This window comes from Paenibacillus paridis (assembly GCF_006345825.1).
GTDB classification, from domain to species: Bacteria; Bacillota; Bacilli; order Paenibacillales; family Paenibacillaceae; genus Pristimantibacillus; species Pristimantibacillus paridis.
Window position 1 is genome coordinate 51,320 of sequence record NZ_VCIX01000051.1, and the last position, 22,910, is coordinate 74,229.

11 protein-coding genes are annotated in these 22,910 nt (G+C 47.7%); 1 reads left to right on the forward strand and 10 read right to left on the reverse strand.

Annotation, left to right across the window (positions count from 1 at the left end):
- Positions 1–43 precede the first annotated feature (43 nt).
- From trpB to FJQ58_RS01200, 9 genes are all read right to left on the reverse strand, one after another.
- Complete coding sequence (gene trpB / locus FJQ58_RS01160) at positions 44–1,204, reverse strand: tryptophan synthase subunit beta (RefSeq protein ID WP_139990621.1); 1,161 nt, start codon at positions 1,202–1,204, stop codon at positions 44–46.
- A gap of 115 nt (positions 1,205–1,319) precedes the next feature.
- A complete protein-coding gene (locus FJQ58_RS33370) occupies positions 1,320–1,475 on the reverse strand; it encodes a DUF2569 family protein (protein WP_162341238.1) in 156 nt (51 codons plus the stop codon).
- Positions 1,476–1,496: 21 nt separating this feature from the next.
- Positions 1,497–2,351 carry an alpha/beta hydrolase family protein gene (locus FJQ58_RS01170; protein ID WP_238403679.1) on the reverse strand — a complete coding sequence of 285 codons (855 nt, stop codon included), beginning with the start codon at positions 2,349–2,351 and terminating at the stop codon, positions 1,497–1,499.
- A gap of 41 nt (positions 2,352–2,392) precedes the next feature.
- Complete coding sequence (locus FJQ58_RS01175; RefSeq protein ID WP_139990622.1) at positions 2,393–3,634, reverse strand: molybdopterin-dependent oxidoreductase; 1,242 nt, start codon at positions 3,632–3,634, stop codon at positions 2,393–2,395.
- Between the two features lie 199 nt (positions 3,635–3,833).
- The gene (locus FJQ58_RS01180) at positions 3,834–11,921 is read right to left on the reverse strand and encodes an immunoglobulin-like domain-containing protein (protein WP_162341240.1); all 8,088 of its coding nucleotides are present in this window, start codon (positions 11,919–11,921) and stop codon (positions 3,834–3,836) included.
- Between the two features lie 171 nt (positions 11,922–12,092).
- Positions 12,093–13,691 (reverse strand): extracellular solute-binding protein, encoded by a 1,599-nt coding sequence (locus FJQ58_RS01185; RefSeq protein ID WP_202915187.1) that lies wholly within the window; start codon positions 13,689–13,691, stop codon positions 12,093–12,095.
- A 65-nt stretch (positions 13,692–13,756) separates the two neighbouring features.
- Entirely contained in the window at positions 13,757–14,647 is an 891-nt protein-coding gene (locus tag FJQ58_RS01190) for a carbohydrate ABC transporter permease (RefSeq protein ID WP_138754447.1), read from the reverse strand.
- Positions 14,648–14,696: 49 nt separating this feature from the next.
- A complete protein-coding gene (locus FJQ58_RS01195; protein ID WP_202915186.1) occupies positions 14,697–15,620 on the reverse strand; it encodes an ABC transporter permease in 924 nt (307 codons plus the stop codon).
- 457 nt (positions 15,621–16,077) lie between these two features.
- Positions 16,078–18,093 (reverse strand): beta-galactosidase, encoded by a 2,016-nt coding sequence (locus FJQ58_RS01200; protein WP_139990626.1) that lies wholly within the window; start codon positions 18,091–18,093, stop codon positions 16,078–16,080.
- A 346-nt stretch (positions 18,094–18,439) separates the two neighbouring features.
- On the opposite strand from FJQ58_RS01200, the gene FJQ58_RS01205 reads away from it, so the two are divergent.
- Positions 18,440–20,683: an AraC family transcriptional regulator gene (locus FJQ58_RS01205; RefSeq protein ID WP_139990627.1), complete on the forward strand. Its 2,244-nt coding sequence runs from the start codon at positions 18,440–18,442 to the stop codon at positions 20,681–20,683.
- A gap of 1,061 nt (positions 20,684–21,744) precedes the next feature.
- Here the strand turns inward: FJQ58_RS01205 and map are convergent.
- Complete coding sequence (map, locus tag FJQ58_RS01210; RefSeq protein ID WP_139990628.1) at positions 21,745–22,497, reverse strand: type I methionyl aminopeptidase; 753 nt, start codon at positions 22,495–22,497, stop codon at positions 21,745–21,747.
- Positions 22,498–22,910: the final 413 nt, after the last annotated feature.

Consider the following 22,910-nt stretch of genomic DNA (forward strand, 5'->3'; position numbering starts at 1 on the left):
TTCTCGTCGGCACGCATCTATTCCGCATAAATTCCACCTATGATTATTTAATCATCTGAAATACTTGCTCAACATCTTTGTCTCCACGGCCGGAAAGGTTAATAATCAGAATTTGATCCTGATTCATTGTCGGTGCTAGCTTCTTGGCATAAGCCACCGCATGCGCGCTCTCTAGGGCTGGGATAATCCCTTCCGTACGGGAAAGCTCTTGGAACGCTGCCAGCACTTCCTCATTGGTAACCGTCGCATATTCAGCGCGTCCCGTCACCTTCAAGTGGCTATGCTCCGGGCCGATGCCCGGATAATCGAGGCCCGCGGCGATCGAATACGTCTTCCGTGGCTCACCTTCCTCGTCGAGCAGTACCAAACATTTGAAGCCGTGAATAATGCCTGGAACGCCTTCCGTTAAGGTCGGGGCTTGATCGGGTTCAACACCGATTAGACGAACGCTTGGCTCGTCGATGTAATGAGCGAATGCGCCAATCGCGTTGCTACCGCCGCCCGCACAGGCAATCACGGCGTCAGGCAAACGACCTTCCTTCTCCAAAATCTGCTGCTTCGATTCTTCGCTGATGACAGCTTGAAAATGCTTAACCATCGTTGGAAACGGGTGTGGACCAACCGCCGAACCGAGCAAATAAAACGTATTTTTATAATTGCGAACCAGATCGCCGAGCGCTTCGTCCACCGCATCCTTCAGTCGACCCTGCCCCTTATCCACCGGTACGACAGTAGCACCGAGCAGCTCAATCCGGAACACGTTGAGTGCCTGACGACGCATATCTTCGGCTCCCATATAGATGACGCATTCCATATTAAACATGGCACAAGCCGTCGCAGTCGCTACTCCGTGCTGACCGGCACCCGTCTCGGCGATAATTCGTTTAGCTCCCATCCGCTTGGCGAGCAGAATCTGACCAATGGCGTTGTTGATCTTGTGCGCCCCTGTATGGTTCAGGTCTTCCCGCTTCAAGTAAATCTTGGGTCCTCCCCATGCATTAGTCAGCCGCTCCGCAAACGTCAGCGGGCTCTTGCGGCCAACATATTCACGCAGGTAGTAGCTCAGCTCTTCCTGGAATTCCGGATCGTCTTTGAATTTGTAAAATTGCTCGCTCAAATAATTTAGCACTTCCTGCAATTCCGGCGGTACGAAGCTGCCTCCAAACTCCCCGAAGTACCCCTCTTGCTGCAACTGTTGGTCCATAAAGTAAGCGCCTCCATAATATAAAGTGAAATGGTAATCTCTCACAACTATATTACCATAAATTACAGTTTTATTTTATACTATGAATTCCCTAGTAGAGCTTTTGCCGTTGCCTTCAAAATGTATTTCTCACTCTCTTCGAATTCCTAAAATATAAAATCCATATTACCCCCAAGACAATGACTATTAATAGGTCCAATAGTTCAGTGAAGTCTTTATTTGAAATGAAATAGTCAACGAGCCCAATAAATATGCCTAGGATTCCCCTCAAAGCTACTCCATTGTCTATCCATTAATAGTTTCGTTTCAGCAGCGGCGCAAAAAAAGCACTCGTGAGCGCAATCGCACGCTCCAAATCATCCGTCGTCCCTGAAAAAGGATGCTTTGTCCCGAACGTATGCGTCGCTTCCTCCAATAACGCGAAGCGATGGTGAGGCGCCGCCGCCTGCAGCAAATGAAAGCCTGCAAGCAGCCGTTCCGAATCTTGCCCTCCCTGAATGAACAGGATCGGCGTCTGCAGCTCCGAGGCTTTAAACACAATATTGAAACGCTGCCGATTCATGTCGATATCCTCAAAAACGACCGCCTCAATCGGCATTTCCTGCTTTGTTCTCGCGTTCGTGACATAACCGATACCATCCTGCAGCACCTGCTCGCGAAACGCTGCGCCGAACAAATTCACATTCGAGATCCCGTTCCATGAAGCAACACCGCGAATTTCGGGATGCTCTGCTGCGAACAGCACGCTGTTCCCGCCTCCGCGGCTGTGACCCACCAGAAAGATCTGACTGTTATCAAGGCGATCCGCCAGCGGCAGGCTTCCTTCAAGCACCGCTTGAAGCACTGCAGTTAAGTCCTCTTGCTCCTGCGAGTAGGTATTGCGTCCGAACTTATCCAGCTCATCGAAATCCTGCTCCCTCACGCCGTTATGCGAGAAGTTAAACGTAACCACCGCAAAATCCTGCCTAGCTAGCCGTTCGGCCGCATACGGGAAGAACCCCCAGTCCTTGAACCCTTTAAATCCATGCGCAAGAAGGAGGACAGGCCTGCGCCCTCCCTCCTCCTTCACACGTACATCGCCTCTAACATAAATGCCCGGGTTCAGCTCCAACGTAAACGTCTGATGCACAATGCTCGTTTGACTCATTAGCAGCACCTTCCCCATATCAATTTATTAAATAAAGCTCTTCACACCCACGCATCGTTTGAATATCCGCGAGCCTCCCAGTAGCCCACATGCTCGCCTTTGATCAGCTCGATACGGTTTAGCCATTTTACCGATTTATAGGCATACATTTTCGGCACAATGAGACGAACGGGGCCGCCCAAATCGCTTGGAATAGGCTTGCCATCATGCATGACCGCTACGATGACGTCGTCCATGTCGGCTTGCTCCAGCGTCAGCGTATCGGTGTACACGCCATCTCCGGAATAAAACTTCACCGTTTCCGCGCCCGACTTCACGCCAGCCATTTGGAGCAGCTCCTTGAGCGGAATGCCTTCCCACGTATTTTTGTACACGGACCAGCCTGTCACGCAGTGAAAATCACTGACCTGTACCGATCGCTTCAGCGCCACAAACTTTTCCCAGTTCCATTGAAACGACTGATTGACGAGCCCGTCTATGGTAAACGACCAATCCGCATTCGTAAAAGAAGGAATCGGCGTCACCGTGTACACTCGGAACTGCCCAATCGCGCCGCCTCCAAGCGGCGGAGCCGAGGCCGGCAACGGCTCCGGTGCAGGAATCAGCATATTCGCATCATTTTCGATGAGCTTATCGATCGTTTGGCTTCCGCCCACACTGCCAAGCGAGGTGCCGAGCCATTTTAGAAAAGAGGGGCCGACCGTAAAGGCCAGGCCGATGCCGATTGCGCCGCGAATAAATGCCTTCCGCGTATAGACGGCCTGAGGCGACCCTGCGGGATGCAGGACATCGGCTTCTTTTTGCTCATTTTTGATTGTACGGCGATTCGGCTCCTTCAGCCACTTCACCCGGGTGATGGAATGGTAGATGATATACGGAAGTCCAATCCACGTGAGAAGGTCATGCACGACTAACGCCGTATTGGAGACGCTTGGGCCGACAGCTTTGAACTGCCACAGCAGCACGCCCGAACCGAACCAGCCGAGAAGCAGCCCCAGCACCACCAGCACATTAAACCGCTGCCACGGCTTTTGCTTCAGCTGCTTCCAATGCTTGCCCGCAAGCAGCAAATAATAGATAACAGGCAAAATCGACGCAATGCCGACCACGATATGCGCCCATTTGATCCATACCCGGCCCTCGCCGAGAATGCCGCGCCAGAATCCCCCGACCAGAATGAGTCCGGTTATCGCCAAAATCACAACTATCCAGCCATTCCACGCATGAAGCGAAACGAGCTTCTTCCCATAACCCTTGCGCAGCCTATCGATTAAACCGCTCATTCGCACAGCCTCCTCGTTCTATTTTTGAACATGCACCATTCATAATCGTTTTTCTTCTATTATAACGCCGTTTGGACACGGATACGACTCCACCCGCTAGCTGCTTATGTTCAACATGATGCTGCTCATCTACTACCACGACAAAAACAAAAAAACAGATCACCCTCTAACGAGGAATAATCTGTTTTCTGGTGAGCTATTAAAGCTTCAACAATTTGTAGATCACGGCTGCGGCTTGCGCGCGCGTCGTTTGCTGCTTCGGCTGGTAGCTGCCATCGGTAAATCCATTGATGAAGCCTGCCTCCTGCATCGCTTTTACGGCGTCAACCGCATAAGCTGAGATCGCAGCTTCATCCTTAAAGGTTTGTTCTGTGCTTGTGCCATTGCCTGCAACGCCTGCAAGAGCAGCTGCGCGAGACAGCATCACTACCATATCTTCTCTTGTGATGGACTCGCTTCCTTTAAAGGAGCCGTCGGCTTTGCCTTTTACAATGCCAAGCTTCTCAGCAGAAGCAACAGCTGCATAGTACCAAGCGCCTTCTGTCACATCATTGAAGCTGCTGCTTGCTTGGTCGTCAATGAGGCCAAGCGCGCCTAACAGCTGCTGTACAAATTCTGCTCTCGTTACGGCTCTGGTTGGTTCAAACACGCCATTGCCCGTTCCGCGAACGATTTCTCTCGCAGCCAAAGCCTCGATCATCGTTTGTGCCCATGGCGCTTTCGATAGATCAGCAAAGGCTACACCCGCATGCGCTGCCGCATAACGGCTGAAATGCTGCGGTTTAAAGCTGATCATGCCTGTCGCTTCGTTGTATTTCGCATTGCGTACAACCTCAAGCTTGCCATCGGCGCCAAGGTAATAGATGACGATTTGATGAGCTTTCTCGCCTGCTTGGAGCGTGTACTTCATTTCTACAGTAACCGGCTCGCTTGCGTTAAACTCGCTCACCGCTTTGCCGTCTACACTTAACGTAAAGTCATAGACTGGGTGTCCATTCACTTGAGCTCTTACGTCTTCAGGAAGGTCAGCATGATTTACTTTTGTGATCACAACCTCAACCTGCTGAGCGCCTGCAGTCAAAATGCCAGCCGCTGCGTCAGTGCCGAAGTAAACAATCACATCAGCCGAGCTCACTGCAATTTGTTTCACGGTTTGATTGGCATTCAGCAATGTTTGAACAGGAATCGTTACCTTAGTACCGCCAAAAGCACCGTTATTGCTTGCTTCCACTTTAATATTAAGCGTAGTCGCTGTGCTCGCTTCAAGTGCCTTCTTCAAATCTGCTTCTGTGATGTTGGCATTTAGTCTGCCATTTGCATCTACGGATGTCTTCACCGCAATACTGCCGCCGGCTGCTTGCACGGAATCATTGTTCGTGCTGGTGCCGCCGTTATTGCCAGGATTGACTGGTGTAGTCGGGTCCGTTGGATCAACCGGATCTACAGCTTTTGTCTTCGCCAATACGGCAGTGGACAGCTCAGATTCAGCGGTTTCATAAACAGCGGATACTTTGTAATAGTAATCTGTATTAGCGCTCAGTCCTGTGTCTGTAAACGACGCATTCAAAATGCTAGCGGTGTTTACTTTGCTATACGTGCCATCCACGGCATCCGCACGATAAACGTTGTAGCTTAACGCATGTGCAATTGACTGCCACGTAAGCTTAACCGAGGATACCGATGCTTCTGCTGCTTGCAGATCTGATGGTACGCTGATTGGAAGCTCCGGATCAGTTGGATCAACTGGATCTACAGCTTTTGTCTTCACCAATACGGCTGCGGACAGCTCGGATTCGGCAGACTCGTAAACAGCCGACACTTTGTAATAGTAATCCGTATTAGCATTCAGTTCTGTGTCAGTAAATGACGCGCTCAATATGCTCGCTGTGTTCACCTTCACGTATGTGCCGTCCACGGCATCCGCACGATAAACGTTATAGCTTAGCGCATGTGCAATCGACTGCCACGTAAGCTTAACGGAAGATACCGATGCTTCTGCTGCTTGCAGCTCCGACGGTACGCTGATCGGAAGCTCCGGATCGATTGGATCAACCGGATCTACGGCTTTCGTCTTCACTTCCAGTGCGGAAGAGAGATCCGATTCGCCCGAGCTGTTCACAGCTGACACTTTGTAGAAATACGTGGTGTCTGCATTTAGTCCTGCGTCTGTGTAGGAAGTGCCTACGATACCTTCCATATTCACTTTTACGTATACGCCATCCGCTTCATTCGAGCGGTACACGTTATAGGTAACGGTGTTTTCCGATGGCTGCCAAGACAGCTTCACGGAGCTTACAGTTACTTCATCTGCTTGCAGGTCACCCGGAACGCCTGTAGGAAGCTCCATCGTTTTGGCTTCAACCGCCGCAGACATAGCCGATTCTTTGTTATCGTACTTCGCTGTTACCTTATAGAAATAAGTCGTATAAGCAGCCAAGTTTGTATCGGTATAACCATTGGTCAAAACATCCGAGCTATTCACTTTCACATAGCTGCCGTCCACCGCATCAGAGCGGTAAACATTGTAGCCAAACGCTTGTGGAATCGCCTTCCATGAAAGGGTTACCGCACTGTCTGTCGCTTCCGTTACTGTAAGCTGAACAGGTGCGCTAATCTCATGTCCGTACACCTTCACTTCGCTAAGCTGAGGCGTATACCAGTTGCTTGGGTTGTTAACAAGCACGGCATCTACGAGCTGCACTCTCACATATCTCGCTGTGCCAGTAAGGCTATCCGAAGTAAAGCCGTATCTGGTATTGCCAAGCTGATCCTGCGCAAGCGTAAAGTTCACGCCATCCAGGCTCGTTTCTACCTTGTACTTGTGGTAAGCTTCAGAGCCATTGTACAGGAACCAAGAAATTTGGATGCTGCTCAGGCTATAAGCCTGGCCTAGATCGACTTGCCACCATTTCGGCCAAGAGTTATTTTCGCCAACCCAGCTTGTTGTGTAATCGCCGTCATTCGCGCTTTGCGGACGGTTCACGCCGCTCCAGTCGCTAGCCGTTGCCGGTTTGCCGGCAGACAATAGCTGGCCATCCGTGATCCCCGATACGATACCCGTAGTTGGATCAACAGTAATGAAGTCGGAATAATCATAGGTTGCCGTCAAACCATTGAAGCTGATTGGCATCCATACACGCTTCGATGTTTTCAGATCGGCAGGCTTCCATTGATTCGACATCATGATGTACGAAGTGGTATCCGTTCCTTGAATCGTAAGTACGCCACCCGATTGGCCTCCGAACGTGGAAGCATTTCCAATTTTTTGCGGCTCGCTCCAAGGCCCAGCAATCGAAGTTGCCGTAGAATACGTGCCTTGCGTCGGCTTCCAGCCTGCTGCTCCGGAGGAGAACAGGAAGTATACGCCGTCATGCTTCACCATCGCGGGTGCTTCGCGATGCTTGCCTGTATAAATGGTAATGGCACTCGCCGTTTCATCGACCGTCAAATAGTCGCTGCTTAGCTTATACATTTTCAAATCCGAGTTTGTATTTGTTGAAGAGATCAAGTAAGCAGACCCGTCTTCATCAACAAAAGTAGTAAGGTCGCGCGAATCATTGCCAAGCGGGCGGAAGCTGCCTTGGAACTCGAAAGGCCCAACTGGCGAATCCGATACTGCTGCCGCAACTCTTGCCAAGTTGTAATCTACCGCATTCTCATAGTGGAACCACGCCACGTACTTGCCAGTTTCCTTGTTGTAAATAACGCTAAGCGCCTCAAGCTTGCTTGATGCCAGCTCTTCATGCGACTCGTCATTCAAGAGAACCTCTTCTTGAAGCGTCCAGTTCTTGAAGTCATTCGACTTGTAGACGATCATATCCGTGAATCGGAAGCCGTCCCCTACAGTCGTGTAGTAATACCAGATGTCCCCTACCTTCAGGTAGCTTCCGATCGGCATAATATTGCCGTCCGTATCGTACCAAAGGTTGTTGCGGTTATCGAAGGTAATGGATGCTGCCGGTACCGTATAGGTTTTGGCGCTTACTGCCGCCGAAAGTCCGGACTCACCGCCCGCATGGACCGCTTTTACTTTGTAGTAATACGTCTTGCCGGAAGCAAGCCCAATATCCTCATAGGAAGCCGCTCTTCCGTAATAAATTTGTGTGTAATCGCCGTTCAGGCTGTCCGAACGGTACAGCGTGTAGTAGCTAGCATTCTCTACGCTGCTCCAGTTGACATTAATGCTTGTCATGTCCTCTGCCGTTTTCACTGCTGTAGCTGTTAGGCCTTTCGGCGTATCCAGCTCTGTATTCGAGCTATAAATCTTCACTTCATGCAGTCCGCGATACCAGGTTACGGTATTGCCTGCATTGTTCGTATGACCCTTTTGGCCGGTAATCGTCAATTTCACATAACGATAGTTGCCCGTCAGCTTGTGGCTGTTAAAGGAAGGAGTCGTATTGCCCGTTTGGTCGATCAGCATCGTGTAGTTTACATCGCTGCTCGTCTTCTTGCCTTCGATTTTGTATTGATAATAAACCTCCGAGCCATTCCACTCTCTCCAGCTCAGATCAATCCGGCTTAGATCATACTCCTTGCCAAGATCAACCTCCCAAGTATTGCCGAAGGTCGTCACTCCCGCGTCAAAATAAGATTCATAATTGCCGTCATTCGCAGCCGACGCGCCATAGCCCGATGCCGAAGAGCTCGCCACTGCCGGCTTGCCTTGCGATACAAGCAAATCCTTCGGTGTTTCGAAATGGCCCGTAGCCGCATTTAAATCCCAATTGCCCGAATACGTCAGCTCTGCCAGACCATTATCGAGCTGAAGCGGAAGCCAGATGTACTGGGATTCCATAAGCGCAGTCGGTGTCCAGCGATCGCCAACATAAACATAAGAGATGGTCTCCGATCCATAGACGCTTACGATAAAGGAAGATTGCGTGTAATACGTCGCCGGATCTCCAAATTTCTTAAGCGCTGACCAGCCGTTTTTGTCTGCCAGATTCGTCGTTGTTGCATACATCCCCTGATTCGGGTACCAACCGGACAAGCCGGAAGTAAACATGTAGTAGATGCCGTCCTTCTTCACAATCGCTGGCGATTCACGCTTGCCGCCTGGGAATGCCGTGTACAAAAACTCATCTACATACAGATAATCATCCGTAAGGCGGAAAACATTCATATCCGCATTATTATTGGAAGAAGAGAATAAGTAAGCTTGCCCATCATCATCCTGGAAAACGGTAAAGTCTCTGGACTGCATGCCGCCTGGTTGAAAACGATTCACATAGGTATAATCGCCATCGACCGTATCCGACACGGCTACTACTACATTCGCTTGATTGTAGTTGCCGGACTCTTCCCAGTGTCCCCACAGGACGTATTTTCCTGTTTTTTCATTGTAAAGAATTTTCGGACGCTCAATCTTCGCGGAAGCCAGCTCCGGATGATCCAGCGGGGTCAGTACCGTATTGCGGTATTCCCACTTCTTCAGATCCTTGGAAGCATAGATGGATACACCCTTCAGCACCGCTGAATTATGTCCTTTATCTTCCCCGAACCAGTAGTACGTGTCTTCTACTTTAATGATATGGCCGCCATGCGCTTGAATCATGCCGCCTTCGTCGTCATACCAGAACTCGCCATTGCGAATGGTGTCGCTGTAGGCGCTGTCGCCAATGACCGTCACTGCCGCTTGCACGCGAGTGCTTGCGCCTTTTACCGTACCCGCCGCTGTAAACGAGCCTACAGCCGCATATTTAGAAGCATCAATGACATCCCAATCCACTTCTGCCGTAGCATACAGATTGTTCGTGTAGTCAATTTTCACTTGCTCCGGCAACCTTGGCGCGAAGCCTGCCTTTGTGGAAACCTTCAACACATCAAGTGTCCTTGGCGTGGACAGTCGATTCACAGACTGAATCCATTCCGCCTCGGTAATCGGCTTGAAATTACCGGAAATCGCTCCAGTTGGAAGAGTGAAGCTGCCCGTATCCTTGGTCCAACCGCTCGTTCCGTTCGCACTGGAATAAAGCGACCAAGCACCATTGGCATATTCATATTTGAACCATTTGTCTTCGGAGAGCAGCTTGAACGTATTTTGCGCTGCGATATCCGAAATTCCTGCATTGCTAGTCAGCTCGGTCCATGTTCTGCCGTTGCGGCTAACCGCATAATACAGCGTATCACCGGATACCGCTTTCTTAAAAGCAAGCAAGTAGCCGCTATACGGATCCTGCTCCAGTATGGTAACTGCGAACGTTTTCGTTTCTGTCGCCGTTCCCCGTTTAATCGTTGCCGTCAGCGTGACAGCTAGATCGCCTTTGCCCATGGCTGGGCGGCTAACCATACCATCTGGTCTTAAATTGACCGGATAGTCGGATTTCCAAGTGATGACGGTTTGGTTCGCGCCTGCTTTCGGCAGCGTAAGCTTAGCCGTAACGGCACTCGTGTCAGCCAGTACAAGCGCTGCTTTGTCCACCGCAACCGCATCGGTATCCGACAATTGAGCCAGTACCGTAACTGGGAATGTTTTAGTCGTAACCGCATTGCCTCGTTTAATCGTTGCTGTAAGCACAACTTCAGCATCAGCCTCGCCTAATACAGGGCGAGTGACTGCGCCGCTTGGGCTAATGACAGCGGCTTGATCCGCTTCCCAAGTGATTTTCGTACCGCTTGCCCCTTGAGCAGGAAGCTTAAGATCCGCCATCACCTTGCTCGTATCGCCAAGCGTCAAAGCCTCTTTGTCTGCCGCTACCTTCGCCGCATCCTCAGGAGCTGTAAACAAAGCGATTTCCGCAGGACCCAGACTGCGGTTAAATACGTAGAAATCATCGATCTTCGTATCCATATACGGATCCGCGCTGAACATCGAACGGCCGATATAGTTTAAGGTCGTATTGCCAAGATCCTTCGGCTTAATCGTTACATTATCATTACGTGCAACCTCTACGCCGTTGACGTACATAATAGCCGAGCTGCCAGACAGGGTTACCGCATAATGCACCCATTCATTAGCCGTCTGCTGCGCCGGACTTACCGTAGCGTACTGCTCGCTGCCGCCGTTTTTGAATACAAACCGGCTGGCATCGCCATCTGTACTTGCCGTTAAGAAAATATAATTGTTCGTGCCGAGGCCGATATCAAAGATCCGTCCCCATTTCTTGAGCGTGTCCTGCTTCACCCAAGTCGTAATCGTCATATCCGATAATCCGTTTAAAATGCCGTTTGGAAGAAGAACATGGTCGTTCACGCCGTCAAGATCAACTGCGCCGCCCGTTCTGCCCGCCGTCCACAAAGCTCCGTTCACTAGTGTCGCCTTGGTCTGATTGCTGCTCACCGCCAGAGGAGAAGCCGTCGTACCCGAGGTTTCATCGAAGGAATAAGCGGCTACAATACCCGGCAGCAAATCCGGTGATGCTGGAAGCACAAGGATTGTCGTCACTTTAACGGTTGCGGCTACCGCTTCATACTTGTTTACTTCAGACGTCACGCGGTAATAGTACGACACGCCGGAGGCTAGACCCGTATCCGCGTATGTCGTTGCCGTACCGCTGTATACTTGAGCAAAATTTGAATCCGCGAGCGTGGAGCGATACACGCGATAATTCGCCCCGCTCTCTGTGCTGTCCCAAGTCAATGTCGCAGCCGTTGACGTTACGTCTGCTGCCTGAACGTTAGCTGGTGCTGCAGGAACCGGACTTGCGATACTGCGAAGCTGGACATCGTCCAGGCCTGACTTATCCCAGCGGGAACGAAAGCCTGCTTTCCCAGTAGCCAACGCTGTATCCGTCACTTGAGTGATTAGTTTATTATCCACATAGGCTTTAATCACGCTGCCCTCAACGACAAGGCGCATCGTATACCACTGGCCTGTTGTAATCGTCGTGATATAGTCATTAAGCGTAGTGACCGTCCCGCCAACTTTTTTGGAAAGCGAGAACTTGCCATCGCCTAGTTGAAACATGTAGTAGTTATTTACGTCGGTGTAGCGTGCAAGGATGCCGGGAAAGGACCCGCTTGCAACCTTCTTTACCTTTGCTTCAAAAACATAGTTGCTGCCCTGGCTGTTATCGATGGTAGCAATCGCCTCATCGCCCGCGCTAATATTCAGCATCTTGTTGCTGGCATTCGCCGGGTCATTCGCCACGGTCATGATCGATGTATTGTTAAGTGTCCACCCTACCGTATTGCCATCCTGGAAATCGTCCTCGAAAATAACAGCAGAAGGTGTCGCTGCGGGTACGGTCGGCGTATCATCCGCTGCTGCGACAGCAGGCAGCACACTAGAGAAAACAATGATTAGGGCGAGCAAAAACTTTGAAAATGCAGGTACTGATTTCATTGTGCTATGTTCCTCCATTCGGTTGAATTGGAGCGCTTACGAAGGAGCTATCTCCTTGGTCATGCAATAAATTGAAATTACTGGATAATTTGTAAGCGCTATCTTAACTGTTCATAATCAAGGCTGCCTCACCAATAGAATTTCTATCGAGGAGACAGCCTCTTTAAATAATTATTTAATTCCTTGATCTGCTACATAAGCCAACCATTGTTTGGTGTATTCCGCTTGAATTTTCTCAAGGCCAGCTTGATTTGCTTTTTCCATGAAAGTAGCTAGGCCATCTTCCACATTTTTCACAAGACCAGCATTAAGCGGGAATAGATATTGCTTCTCCACTTGCTCAAGTGCTGCTCTTTCCGCTTGGTAAGCCGTATAGTCTTCAGCAAAACCTGTGAACTTATCCGGCGTTTGGATTTTATCAAGCTCATCGAAGATCGCTTTTACGCCATCATAGTTTTTGTCGAACAACATATACTCTGGATTTCTCCAAGCCCAACCGTTCATGCCTTCACGAGCGAAGCCATTGGAGTTGGAATCGCCGATCATGGAGTAATAACCATCTTTGATTTCGTAGTTTTTGCCTTCAACGCCGTACTGTGTAAGAAGGTTATAACGTTTGTCAGTTACCATTTTTTCGTAGAACGCAAGCGCGCGCTCAGCGTTTTTGCTGCTAGCCGGAATAGCGAAACCGTTGTGGATTGGGTGAACCGGTGTTGCAATTCCGTTTGTTAATGGGAACGGGTGGTAGCCAAGCTTCCAGTCCGGGTGAGTCGCTTGAATCTTGATCACCATATCGTTGAAACGAGTAGGGTTGTCGCCAAGAAGAGCTGCTGCTCTGCCGCTTGTTACTTGATCTTGCAATGTATCTTTAACAGCTAGAACGTTTTTCACCATGTAGCCGTTATCCTGCCAACGCTTCATCGTTACCAAATCTTCTTTTTGCGCATCTGAACCCCAGTAGCTGGTTACATCGCTTGGCGTTTTGTAGTCTACCTCAATACCGTAAGGAAGAGCGCCGATTGGAGTATGTGCAATGCTCTTGTACACATCCATTAGATTCGTTTTCACATCAGAGTTCATGGACAATGGTGTCATTGTCGGTTCGTTTTTCTTAATTCCTTCCAAATATTGCTCGAATGTTGCAACGTCAACTGGTTTAGGCAAATTGTACTTCTCACGAAGATCCTCACGCCATACAAAACCGTTCGTTACATACTCTTTGTACGTAGCTGGAACTGTGAAGATTTTGCCGTCGATTTTAACAGCTTCCCACATATCTGCTGGTACATAAGAGTTAAGTGTTGGTGCAGCTACAGGAAGAATTTCATCAAGCGGCTGGAATGCACCTTTTTTCGCATAAGATTGGTATTGTGTCCACTCTGCTGTAAAGATCAAGTCCACTTGTTGGCCTGAACCTAGAAGCAGTTTGTATTTTTGATCCCAATCTGTCCAAGAAGTGTAGTTGAATTTAACTGTAGCATTCAAATCTTCCAATGCCATTTTGTTTACTTGCTCTTGAATAGAAGCGATGTCTTTCGGAGCATCACCTAGCATATAAAATTGCAATTCCACTTTTTTCGACGTATCAATGCCCGGTTTTTCGCCCGTTTCTTCAGTCGTTGTGCCCTCTGTCTCTTTTGGAGCATTAGTCGCGCCGGAGTTGCTGCCGCCGTTGTTGTTGTTCGATCCGCAAGCTGCCAATACCGTGATAAACACGATGATCGATAGTAGCATGGATACCGCTTTTGCTGCTTTCTTAGTCATGTGAATCCTCCCTTTTAATAAGAACTTATCTATGTTAGCTAAACATGGAATGATTGCTTCCTTGTTCAGTTCTAACCTTTTACCGCGCCAATCGTCAATCCTTTTACAAAATAACGCTGTACGAACGGATACAGGAATAGGATTGGCCCTGTGACGATAACGGACATTGCCATCTTCGTCGATTCGGTCGGCATATCTCCAAGCGAGACGCCTGTTCCTGAGCCCATTTGCGCAACGAAGCTCATCGCGTTAATAACGTTGTACAAGTAGTATTGCAGCTGGTACTTCGTCGTGTCGTTGATGAACAACGAGGAAGTGAACCAATCATTCCAATAGTGCAGCGCTAGGAACAGACCTACCGTTGCGATACCCGGCATAGAGAGCTGCAGCACGATTCTGCTGTAGATCGTAAAGTCGTTGGCTCCGTCGATTTTCGCGGATTCAATGACTTCATCTGGAACGGCGGAGCGAATAAAGTTTTTCATCAATATAATGAGGAAAGGCGTCATAAGGCCTGGTAAAATCAATACTTCAAGCTTATCGGTTAGCTTCAGGTACTTCGTAATCAGGATGTACCATGGTACAAGTCCGCCACCGAACAGCGTTGTGAAATAGATCATGAAGGCGAAAAAATTCCGGTATTTGAAATCTTTGCGCTGCAGAACGTAGCCAGCCATTGTCATGAAGAACAAGCCGAGCGTCGTGCCGATAATCGTTGTCATCGTCGTAACGCCGTAGGCTGTCAATACCTGCTTAGGAAAACGGAACACCGTCGCGTAACCCTCAAAAGAGAATACGGTCGGAATCAGATGGTAACCATCCTTGATGATTGCATCATTTTGCGTGAAGGAAGCAGATATGATAAGCAGGAACGGAAACAAGCATAGAACCGTCGCTCCTAGTATGACTACAAATGCAATGAGCCTAAACCACTTCATATAGCTGTCGTCTTTAATTTTCATGGGGAACCTCCTACAGTAAGCTTGGCTTGTCGCCTATACTTCAGCTCTTTTAGAATAAAGCGTATTCGTCGTTAATTTTCTTGATGATGTAGTTGACGGTCATGATAAGCACGAAACCGAATAGCGATTGATAAAGACCCGCTGCAGTGGACATTCCGATATCGAATGTTACTTTCAATGAACGGTACACATACGTGTCGAGAATATCTGTTGTATTGTACAGAACGCCATTGTTGCCAATAAGTTGGTAGAATAGGTCGAACTGTCCTTTCATAATGCTGCCAAGTGCGAACAGCAGGAGCATAACGAAAGTCGTCTTAAGCATTGGAACCGTGATATACCAGATCCGTTGGAAAATGTTCGCTCCGTCGATTTTGGCAGCTTCATAATATTCTTCGCTGATGCCTGTAATAGAAGCTAGGTAGATAACCATGCTGTAACCGATGTTTTTCCATAGGTAGAAGATAATGATCAAGAAGATCCATACCCATGGCGTATTGTATACGTCAACACTTTCCATTCCGAATGATTTCAGTGTTGAGTTCAGGAATCCGCTCTCATAGTTGAAGATGTTATACACGATAACGCTCAGAATAACGAAGGATACAAAGTATGGAAGGAACATGATCGATTGCGTCAGCTTCTTGAACCACTGCAAGCGCAGCTCGCTTAGAAGAATCGCCAGCGCAATGGCCAGTACGTTTCCGAGTAGAATAAACACAATGTTATAACCAATCGTATTTAAGGTCAGCCTCGCAAGAACCCCCGATTGCCATAGAAACTTAAAGTTGTCTAGTCCAACGAATTGACTGTTGAACAAGCTTGTGTTGAAGTCGAAACGGGTGAAGGCGTAATATACACCTACCATGGGTACATACGAGTTAATTAGGAAGAAGATTAGTGCCGGCAGTAACATAAGGAAAAGTAGGCGGTTCGTCACCAGTTCCTTAAGCAATCCATTTTTTTTCAACATACAGATGATGTCTCCTCTCACAGCGTTCTTTTCTATTTTTCTAATATAAGCTCGCATACGCTGTGCTCTTATGCGCTGCTTATACTTCACTGCGAAACGCTTTGCCGCTCTTAGGGCAGCGGTGTCAGTTGTTTGCGCCAGTGTGTCGTCTGCTCTGTTAACACCGTACAACGGCCAGGCATAAGCAGGATAGAGAAAGAAAGCAAATTCAGTGAACGAAATAGCGAGTGAACGAGTGAACGATTTAAACTTTTATGCATAAACCAGCGATTTCACAGGTATTTCGCCCCAGATGAAACGCCTGTTACTGTCCTCTGGCGACGCAACGCGCTCCATTCCGAGAAGTATAGAGAAGGGATAATGAGATGAAATACTGTCTTATATTAAAAAAACCACAAAGCCGTCAGCTCGAATAGGTACTCGAGACTAGCGGATCCATGGTTCTTTAGACAAAATTCTATGCTTTTTGCAAAATCATAACGCCATGCGCCTCTAATTCTACCTGTCCACTTACTTTCTTGTTCGTTAACAGGTCGATATAAGCAGCATCTTCAAGCGTAATCGCGGCTGAATGGCTGTTGTGATTCAATACGAAGGTATATACTTGCTCCTCTTTCTTGCGCTGAGCCAGCTCAATTCCCGCTGCTGCTTGGAAAGGAGCCGCGATGTGGTGCTTTTCGCATAGGGTTGAAATGAAATCGTTCAGCAGCTTCTGCTCAGGCGCCGTTGCCACGTAATACGCTTCCCCTTCGCCAAAAGTATTCACCGTCAGCGCAGGCATGCCCGCATAAAAATCAGTGCCGTAGCTGCCTATGGCCTTGGCCCCTTCCAAATGAAGCAAATCGCATAGCAAACCGCACTCATATTTGCCATCTACTCGGCCGAAGGCTTCACTAATCTCAATGCTATTACGCATCTCTGGCAACAAGCTGTCGATTTCTTCCACCCAAAGGCCTAACAGGCTGCGAAGCTTGCCCGGATAACCGCCTAGCGTTACGATATCGTTCTCGTTGACGATCCCGCTGAAGAAGGTCGTAATGAACGTGCCGCCACTTCGTACAAAAGCTTCAATGCGCTCAGCCACGCCCGGCTTCAGCATATACATCACAGGAGCGACCAGTATTTTATATTTGGAGAAATCGCTCAGCGGACTGAGGACATCTACGGCAATATTTTGATCATAAAAGGCTTTGTAATACTTTTGTGCCTGGTCTAAATAGTTCAAGTCCACGCTTGGTCCGCTTGTAATCTCAACCGCATTCCACGTATCAATGTCGAACAACAGCGCTACCTCGGCGTGTACTTCCGAATCCAGCAAGCGGTCGCCAAGCAGATCCAGCTCACGGCCAAGCGCAGCACACTCCCGAAATACCCGCGTATCCTCATGTCCTACATGCTCAATAACGGCTCCATGATATTTCTCGCATGCCCCGAACGAGCGGCGCAGCTGGAAGAACATGACCGTGTCTGCACCGTGCGCTACCGCTTGATAGCTCCAAAGGCGCATCACGCCCGGGCGTTTCAAGCTATTATAAGGCTGCCAGTTCTGCTGGCTAGGCGTCTGCTCCATTAGCATGAACGGCTTGCCATCCTTTAGGCCGCGCATGTAATCATGGCGCATCGCCACATTGCCCATCGGTTCATTCATTTGCGGATAGCTGTCCCACGAGACCACATCCATCGCGTCTCCCCATTTTTTGAGGTCAAGGCCGTTAAATAAGCCCCAAATGTTCGTTGTAATTGGAATATCAGGCGTAACTTCCTTCAGCTCTGCGTATTCCCCTTGGTAGCAGCCCAGAATGGAATCGGACATAAATCGTTTGTAATCGAGTGCCATCGGCTGAAAGTTGCGGTTATCGCCATTCAGATTGGATGGCGGCACAATTTCTTCCCATTCGTAAACAGTGTGGCCCCAGAAGCTCATGTTCCATTCGGCGTTCAGCCTGTCAATCGTCTCATATTTCGCTTTCAGCCATTCACGGAATTCCGCAGCGCAATTGCTGCAGTAACAATGCGTGCCATACTCGTTGTTAATATGCCAAATCAGCAGTGCTGGGTGATCCTTATATCGCTCGGCAAGCACCCGGGCCAGCTGGCTCGATAGACGCCGGTAGCTTTTACTATTTGGGCAAAAGTTCGTGCGCGCGCCATGCGTACGCTTCCTGCCGTCTACGTCTACGGGAAGGACGTCCTCATACTTGCGGGACATCCATGCCGGCTGCGCCGCAGTTGAGGTGGCAAGGCAAGCATAGATTCCGTTTTTTGCAATCAAATCCAGCAATTTATCCAACCATTCAAGTTGGTATGTATCCTCAGAGGGCTGCAATTTTGCCCAACTGAATACAGGTAGCGTGACCACATTTATTCCCGCTTCCTTAAATAAGCGCATATCCTCATGCCATATTTCCTCCGGCCATTGATCCGGATTATAGTCTCCCCCATACCAAATCTGCTTAAGCTTTGTATTTATCATAGCTGCTTCCGTCCCTTCCGCTATTATCATGGAATTCCGTGACATTCTAACGGATTTTCAGGCGTTTTGTCATCTAACCTCAGGCATTTCGCCAATAAATTCACTATGGTATGGATTGTTCACTCTATAATATCAGGTTCATTCATCTCCATTTATTTGGTTCATTGCACCCAACAAGGAGTGAAGTTTATAATGATGAATGTATTCGGTACAGGGGCAGTGAACAATTCCAACTAATTACCTCCGAGCAAGGACAGTAATCACACCAAAGTCGGAAGCGCTTACGATTTGAATTGTGAACTGATGCAATTCTCATTCGCTTCATATACATAGAGGGGGAGCCAACATGTCAGCAGTGAAATTAAAAAACAAAGGAAATATATACAGTAAGCTGCTGTTCACTATTACCTTGTGTATCGTACTTACCTTGAGTGTTTCCTCTTCATTCTACTTTTTCACTTACATGCAAATTGACTTAAAGAAAGCCTACCAATCCGATCTAAGCAACTTGACACAAACGAGCAAAGAGGTCATCAGCATGACCGAAAGCGCACAAGCCCTATCCTTTCAAATTTATAGAACCTTTTCCGTATCCAAGCTTATGTTCTACACCGACCCTAACATCTATGATGTAACGGCTGCGATGAATGAATTGAACAATTATTTAAATTCGATGCCCTTTATTGAATCGATCTATGTGTACAATTCGGCCAATGCCCAGTTCTATACCGCAAGCCGGCAAGGCGAAGCAGGCATGTTCAGCAAAGAAGAACTGGCGGATCAAGGGATTCTAACCATATTGGATAACTTCCAACAATATCGTCCATTTACTCCTATTCCGAGAACATACTCAACTGTCAGCTTGGCGGGCGAGCAGTTAACAAAGGCTTATACTTATTTGGGCTATGATGCCATCGGTAAAGCACAAAAAATCAACTCTGCCGTTATTATCAATATTTCATCCGCTTGGATTAATAAGGATATTGGCGTTAATAAAAGCGATACCGAAGGTAAATCTTATATTTTGGACAATCAAGACCGGTTACTGTCCGGAGACTCCCTTTGGCCTAAAGATTTAACGGCAAAAGACAGCGGCTTGCTCAGTTCCAAAATTAGAAATCAAGAGTCCGGTTATCTTGTTGCTGATTTTGAAGGCAAAAAATCATTGATCTCCTATACCTCTCCAGATACGCTGGATTGGCAATATGTACGGATTACGCCTTACAAACAAGTAACCAAAGCGATTTATTCGATACGCAATAAAACAATTCTGATTGCCGTAGTTATTTTGGCCATAGGCTTGCTGATCTCTTGGCTCCTATCCCGCATGCTGTACCGGCCTATCCATCAAATCATGAGCAAAATGAACGTGCTGGAGACCGAAAAAAGAAACAGCTCTTATACGATCAGGCAAAACTTGCTGCGCAGCCTTATACAGGGCTCGCAATCGCTGCAAACGAGCAGCCAGATGCAGAAGCTCGTACAGAACGGCATTACCTTTGATTTCAATACCAATTATCGCGTTATCATGCTAAAAATCGATCAGCTCGCTGCCTTGAAAGAGACGCGAGGCGATGACTTGCATGTCTACAAATTTGCCGTGATGAACATCGGATGGGAGATTGGTCTCCAGCATTACCGCGTGGAAACCGTCGATATGGATGCTGATTACGTTATTATGCTGCTCAATCGGCTGGATCATTCCGATGAGTCTGACGATGAGCTTCTGCGGGAGGTACTCGCTCAAATTCAACAATCATCATTGGAGTATTTAAAGATTGGCCTTTCCGTTACGTACAGCCCAGAGTCCAGACAGGCAGGGCAGCTAACCAGCCTCTACAAGCTGGTGAAGGAAGCTTCGCAGCACAGGCTGTTCTACGGGATCGGCTCTTTGATTGACGCCCAGGATATTATTTCCTTGAAATCCAAGGAATATATTTTTCCGGTAGACAAGGAGCGGAAGCTGACGGATGCGTTAATGACGTCCAAGACGGAGGAGGCGAAGAAGCTCTTCGCCGAGATCGTCCAAGAAACGGCATCGTACCCGATCCATGTCGTGCAGCTCGCCATTTCGCATCTCACGATGACTGTGAACAACATTTTGTTCACGATTCACAAAAACAACAATCTGGATGTCGAGGCCAGCCTCAGCATTCAAATTCCTACGCCTGACCATTTTGAAACCATTCATGAGCTCAATGCCGTTTTCTTCGCCTTGTTCGATGATATTCAAACGAAGCTGTCAACGAAGCGCTCTACGAAGCAAGGGGACTTGATCCGCAAAATCAATGAGCTGATTCACAAGGAATATGCCAATCCGAATCTCAGCCTGAACTGGATCGCCGACGAGCTCGACATGTCTTCGATTTATTTAAGCCGGGTCTACAAGCAGCAAACCTTGTCGGCGATCGTTGATGTCATTAATCATGTAAGGCTGGAGAAAGCGAAGGAATATTTGCAAAACACGGATTGCTCCATTGTCGACATTGCCGTGAAGAGCGGCTATACCAGCAGCTCTTATTTCCACCGCATGTTCAAAAAAAGCTTCGGTGTCACCCCGTCCGATTACCGGAAAATGAAGCTCGGCTAGCTCAATAAAGCTCAAAAAAATGCCCCATCCTGCTGACCTGTAGGATGAGGCATTTTTTGCTCATTTGGCGCTTGAGCTCATTTGGACGCGTGAGTGCTTTAGATCTTTGGTGCTTCTGTAATTTTGTTTGGTTCTTCTGTTGTTGTTACTTCGGTAATTTAGTTCTTGTTACTTTGTTCTTGTTACTTTGTTCTTGTTACTTTGTTTTTGTTACTTTTTTTTTGTTACTTTTTTTTTGTTACTTTGTTTTTGTTACTTTGTTTTTGTTACTTTGTTTTTGTTACTTTGTTTTTGTTACTTTGTTTTTGTTACTTTGTTTTTGTTACTTTAATAGTTTAGTTCTTGTTACTTTAATACTTTAGTTATTGGTACTTCAGTTCTTTGCTACTCCAGATCATTGGTGCTTCAACGCTCCAGTACTTCCGTTCTTCAATATTTCTGTACTTTGGTGCCACGTCCCCTCCTATTACTTCAAACCACTCGCGCTCTCCCGTCACTCCACTAATTAATCCGTTCCCATCATTCCGCTAACTTCTTGATCAATATCGCTCATTCCCTTCTCTGAAACGAATTACATGGAATTATTCCCGTTAATATGAAGCAAATCTGGTTTTTCACTCAATTATCAGGAATTACTCCCGTTATTTCTAAGTAAATAGGTGATTTTTTAGAGAAAGACAGGAATTAGTGGGAGAAATTCCATCTAATTCTCATGCTGTTCGTTGTAAGTACGAATTAACGGGATGAAATCCCGTTAATTCACTCCAATGGTTGGAGACTCTAAGGTAACAAAAATTTTGGGAGCAGCTTTAACTCATAAAAAACAAGCTCTATGCTGCGGGTAAGCAGTCTAGAGCTTGTTCTATGTCTTCTCTATGGCAGTCAGATACCGCTCGCCTACAGATTGAAAATTTAGTTACATGTCCTTTACTCCAAGTTTCTAAGTATGTGCACGCTTGCTCCTCTTCACGCATTCGCTTCTTCAAAGTATGTTTGCTGTAGAGGGGCTTTAATATTAACCATATATTATGATGTCCACCAAATGCAGACCCATTGTCCTTTTAGTCCCAACGAGTTAAAATAATCGGGCCATCCTTCGTAATGGCTACGGTATGCTCGAATTGCGCCGACCAAGCTCCATCCCTTGTTCTTGCAGCCCATCCGTCCTGCGTAAAATAAACGTCAGCCCTGCCTGCCGTAATAATCGGCTCTATTGTAATGACCATGCCTTCCTCAAGCGGTATCCCTTGACCCGGGATGCCTTGATGCAAAACATCAGGAAATTCATGCATGTTTCTGCCAATACCATGGCCTACAAACGCTGTAACAACTTCAAAACCAGCTCTCTCCGCTCTCGCTTGCACCGCATAGCCTATATCCCCCATCCGATTGCCGATGACCGCATGTTTAATGCCGTCAAGCAGCGCTTGCTCTGCTACCAGCAGCAGCTTTTCTGTAGCTGAAGTCGTTTTTCCAATCGCGTAGGTCCAAGCAGAATCGGCTTTCCAGCCATCTACGTCTGCTACCATGTCAATCGTAACAATATCGCCCGTTTCGAGTGGCTCGGAATCCGGAAAGCCGTGGCAGACAACCTCATTAACGGAGGCACACGTAGCAAACGGATAACCCTTATATCCCTTTTGGGCAGGGGTGGCCCCGCGATCAAGCATGAATCGTTCAACAAAACGATCAATTTCCTGAGTAGTAACGCCTGGCGCTATTCGCTTAGAGAGCGCTTTGTGACAGGCAGCGACAATACGGCCAGCCTTGCGAATTCCCCGAATATGTTCCTTCGTTTTCAACTCCACTGCCATGTGTGTTCAAACCTCCTCAAGGTTCTGCGTTAGCAAACTCCACTTTGTAAGCACGTAAGCATCGACCTACGTTTTGCCTAAGCAAATCCACTTCGTAAACACTAACCCCGTTTTGCATTAGCAAAATTCACTCCGTATACCAACAACGTGGTTGGAGCGATAGGTTAATGGTCAGATGACGTTCCGCACCTTTAACAACGAGTAGATTTGTCTATGTATAACTTATTCGAGTAAAAGGAGGCACATGCCCATCAGATATGACTAATTTACAAACAAAAGCGCCTGATAATATTACAAAACAGCTCAACTGATCTGCATAATGGCTGAGTCCATATAATTGTGTAAAATGATGACTTCATAAAAAGTAAGCCATGAAGTAAATACTCATCTAGAAGAGTTACCTAGACCATTCC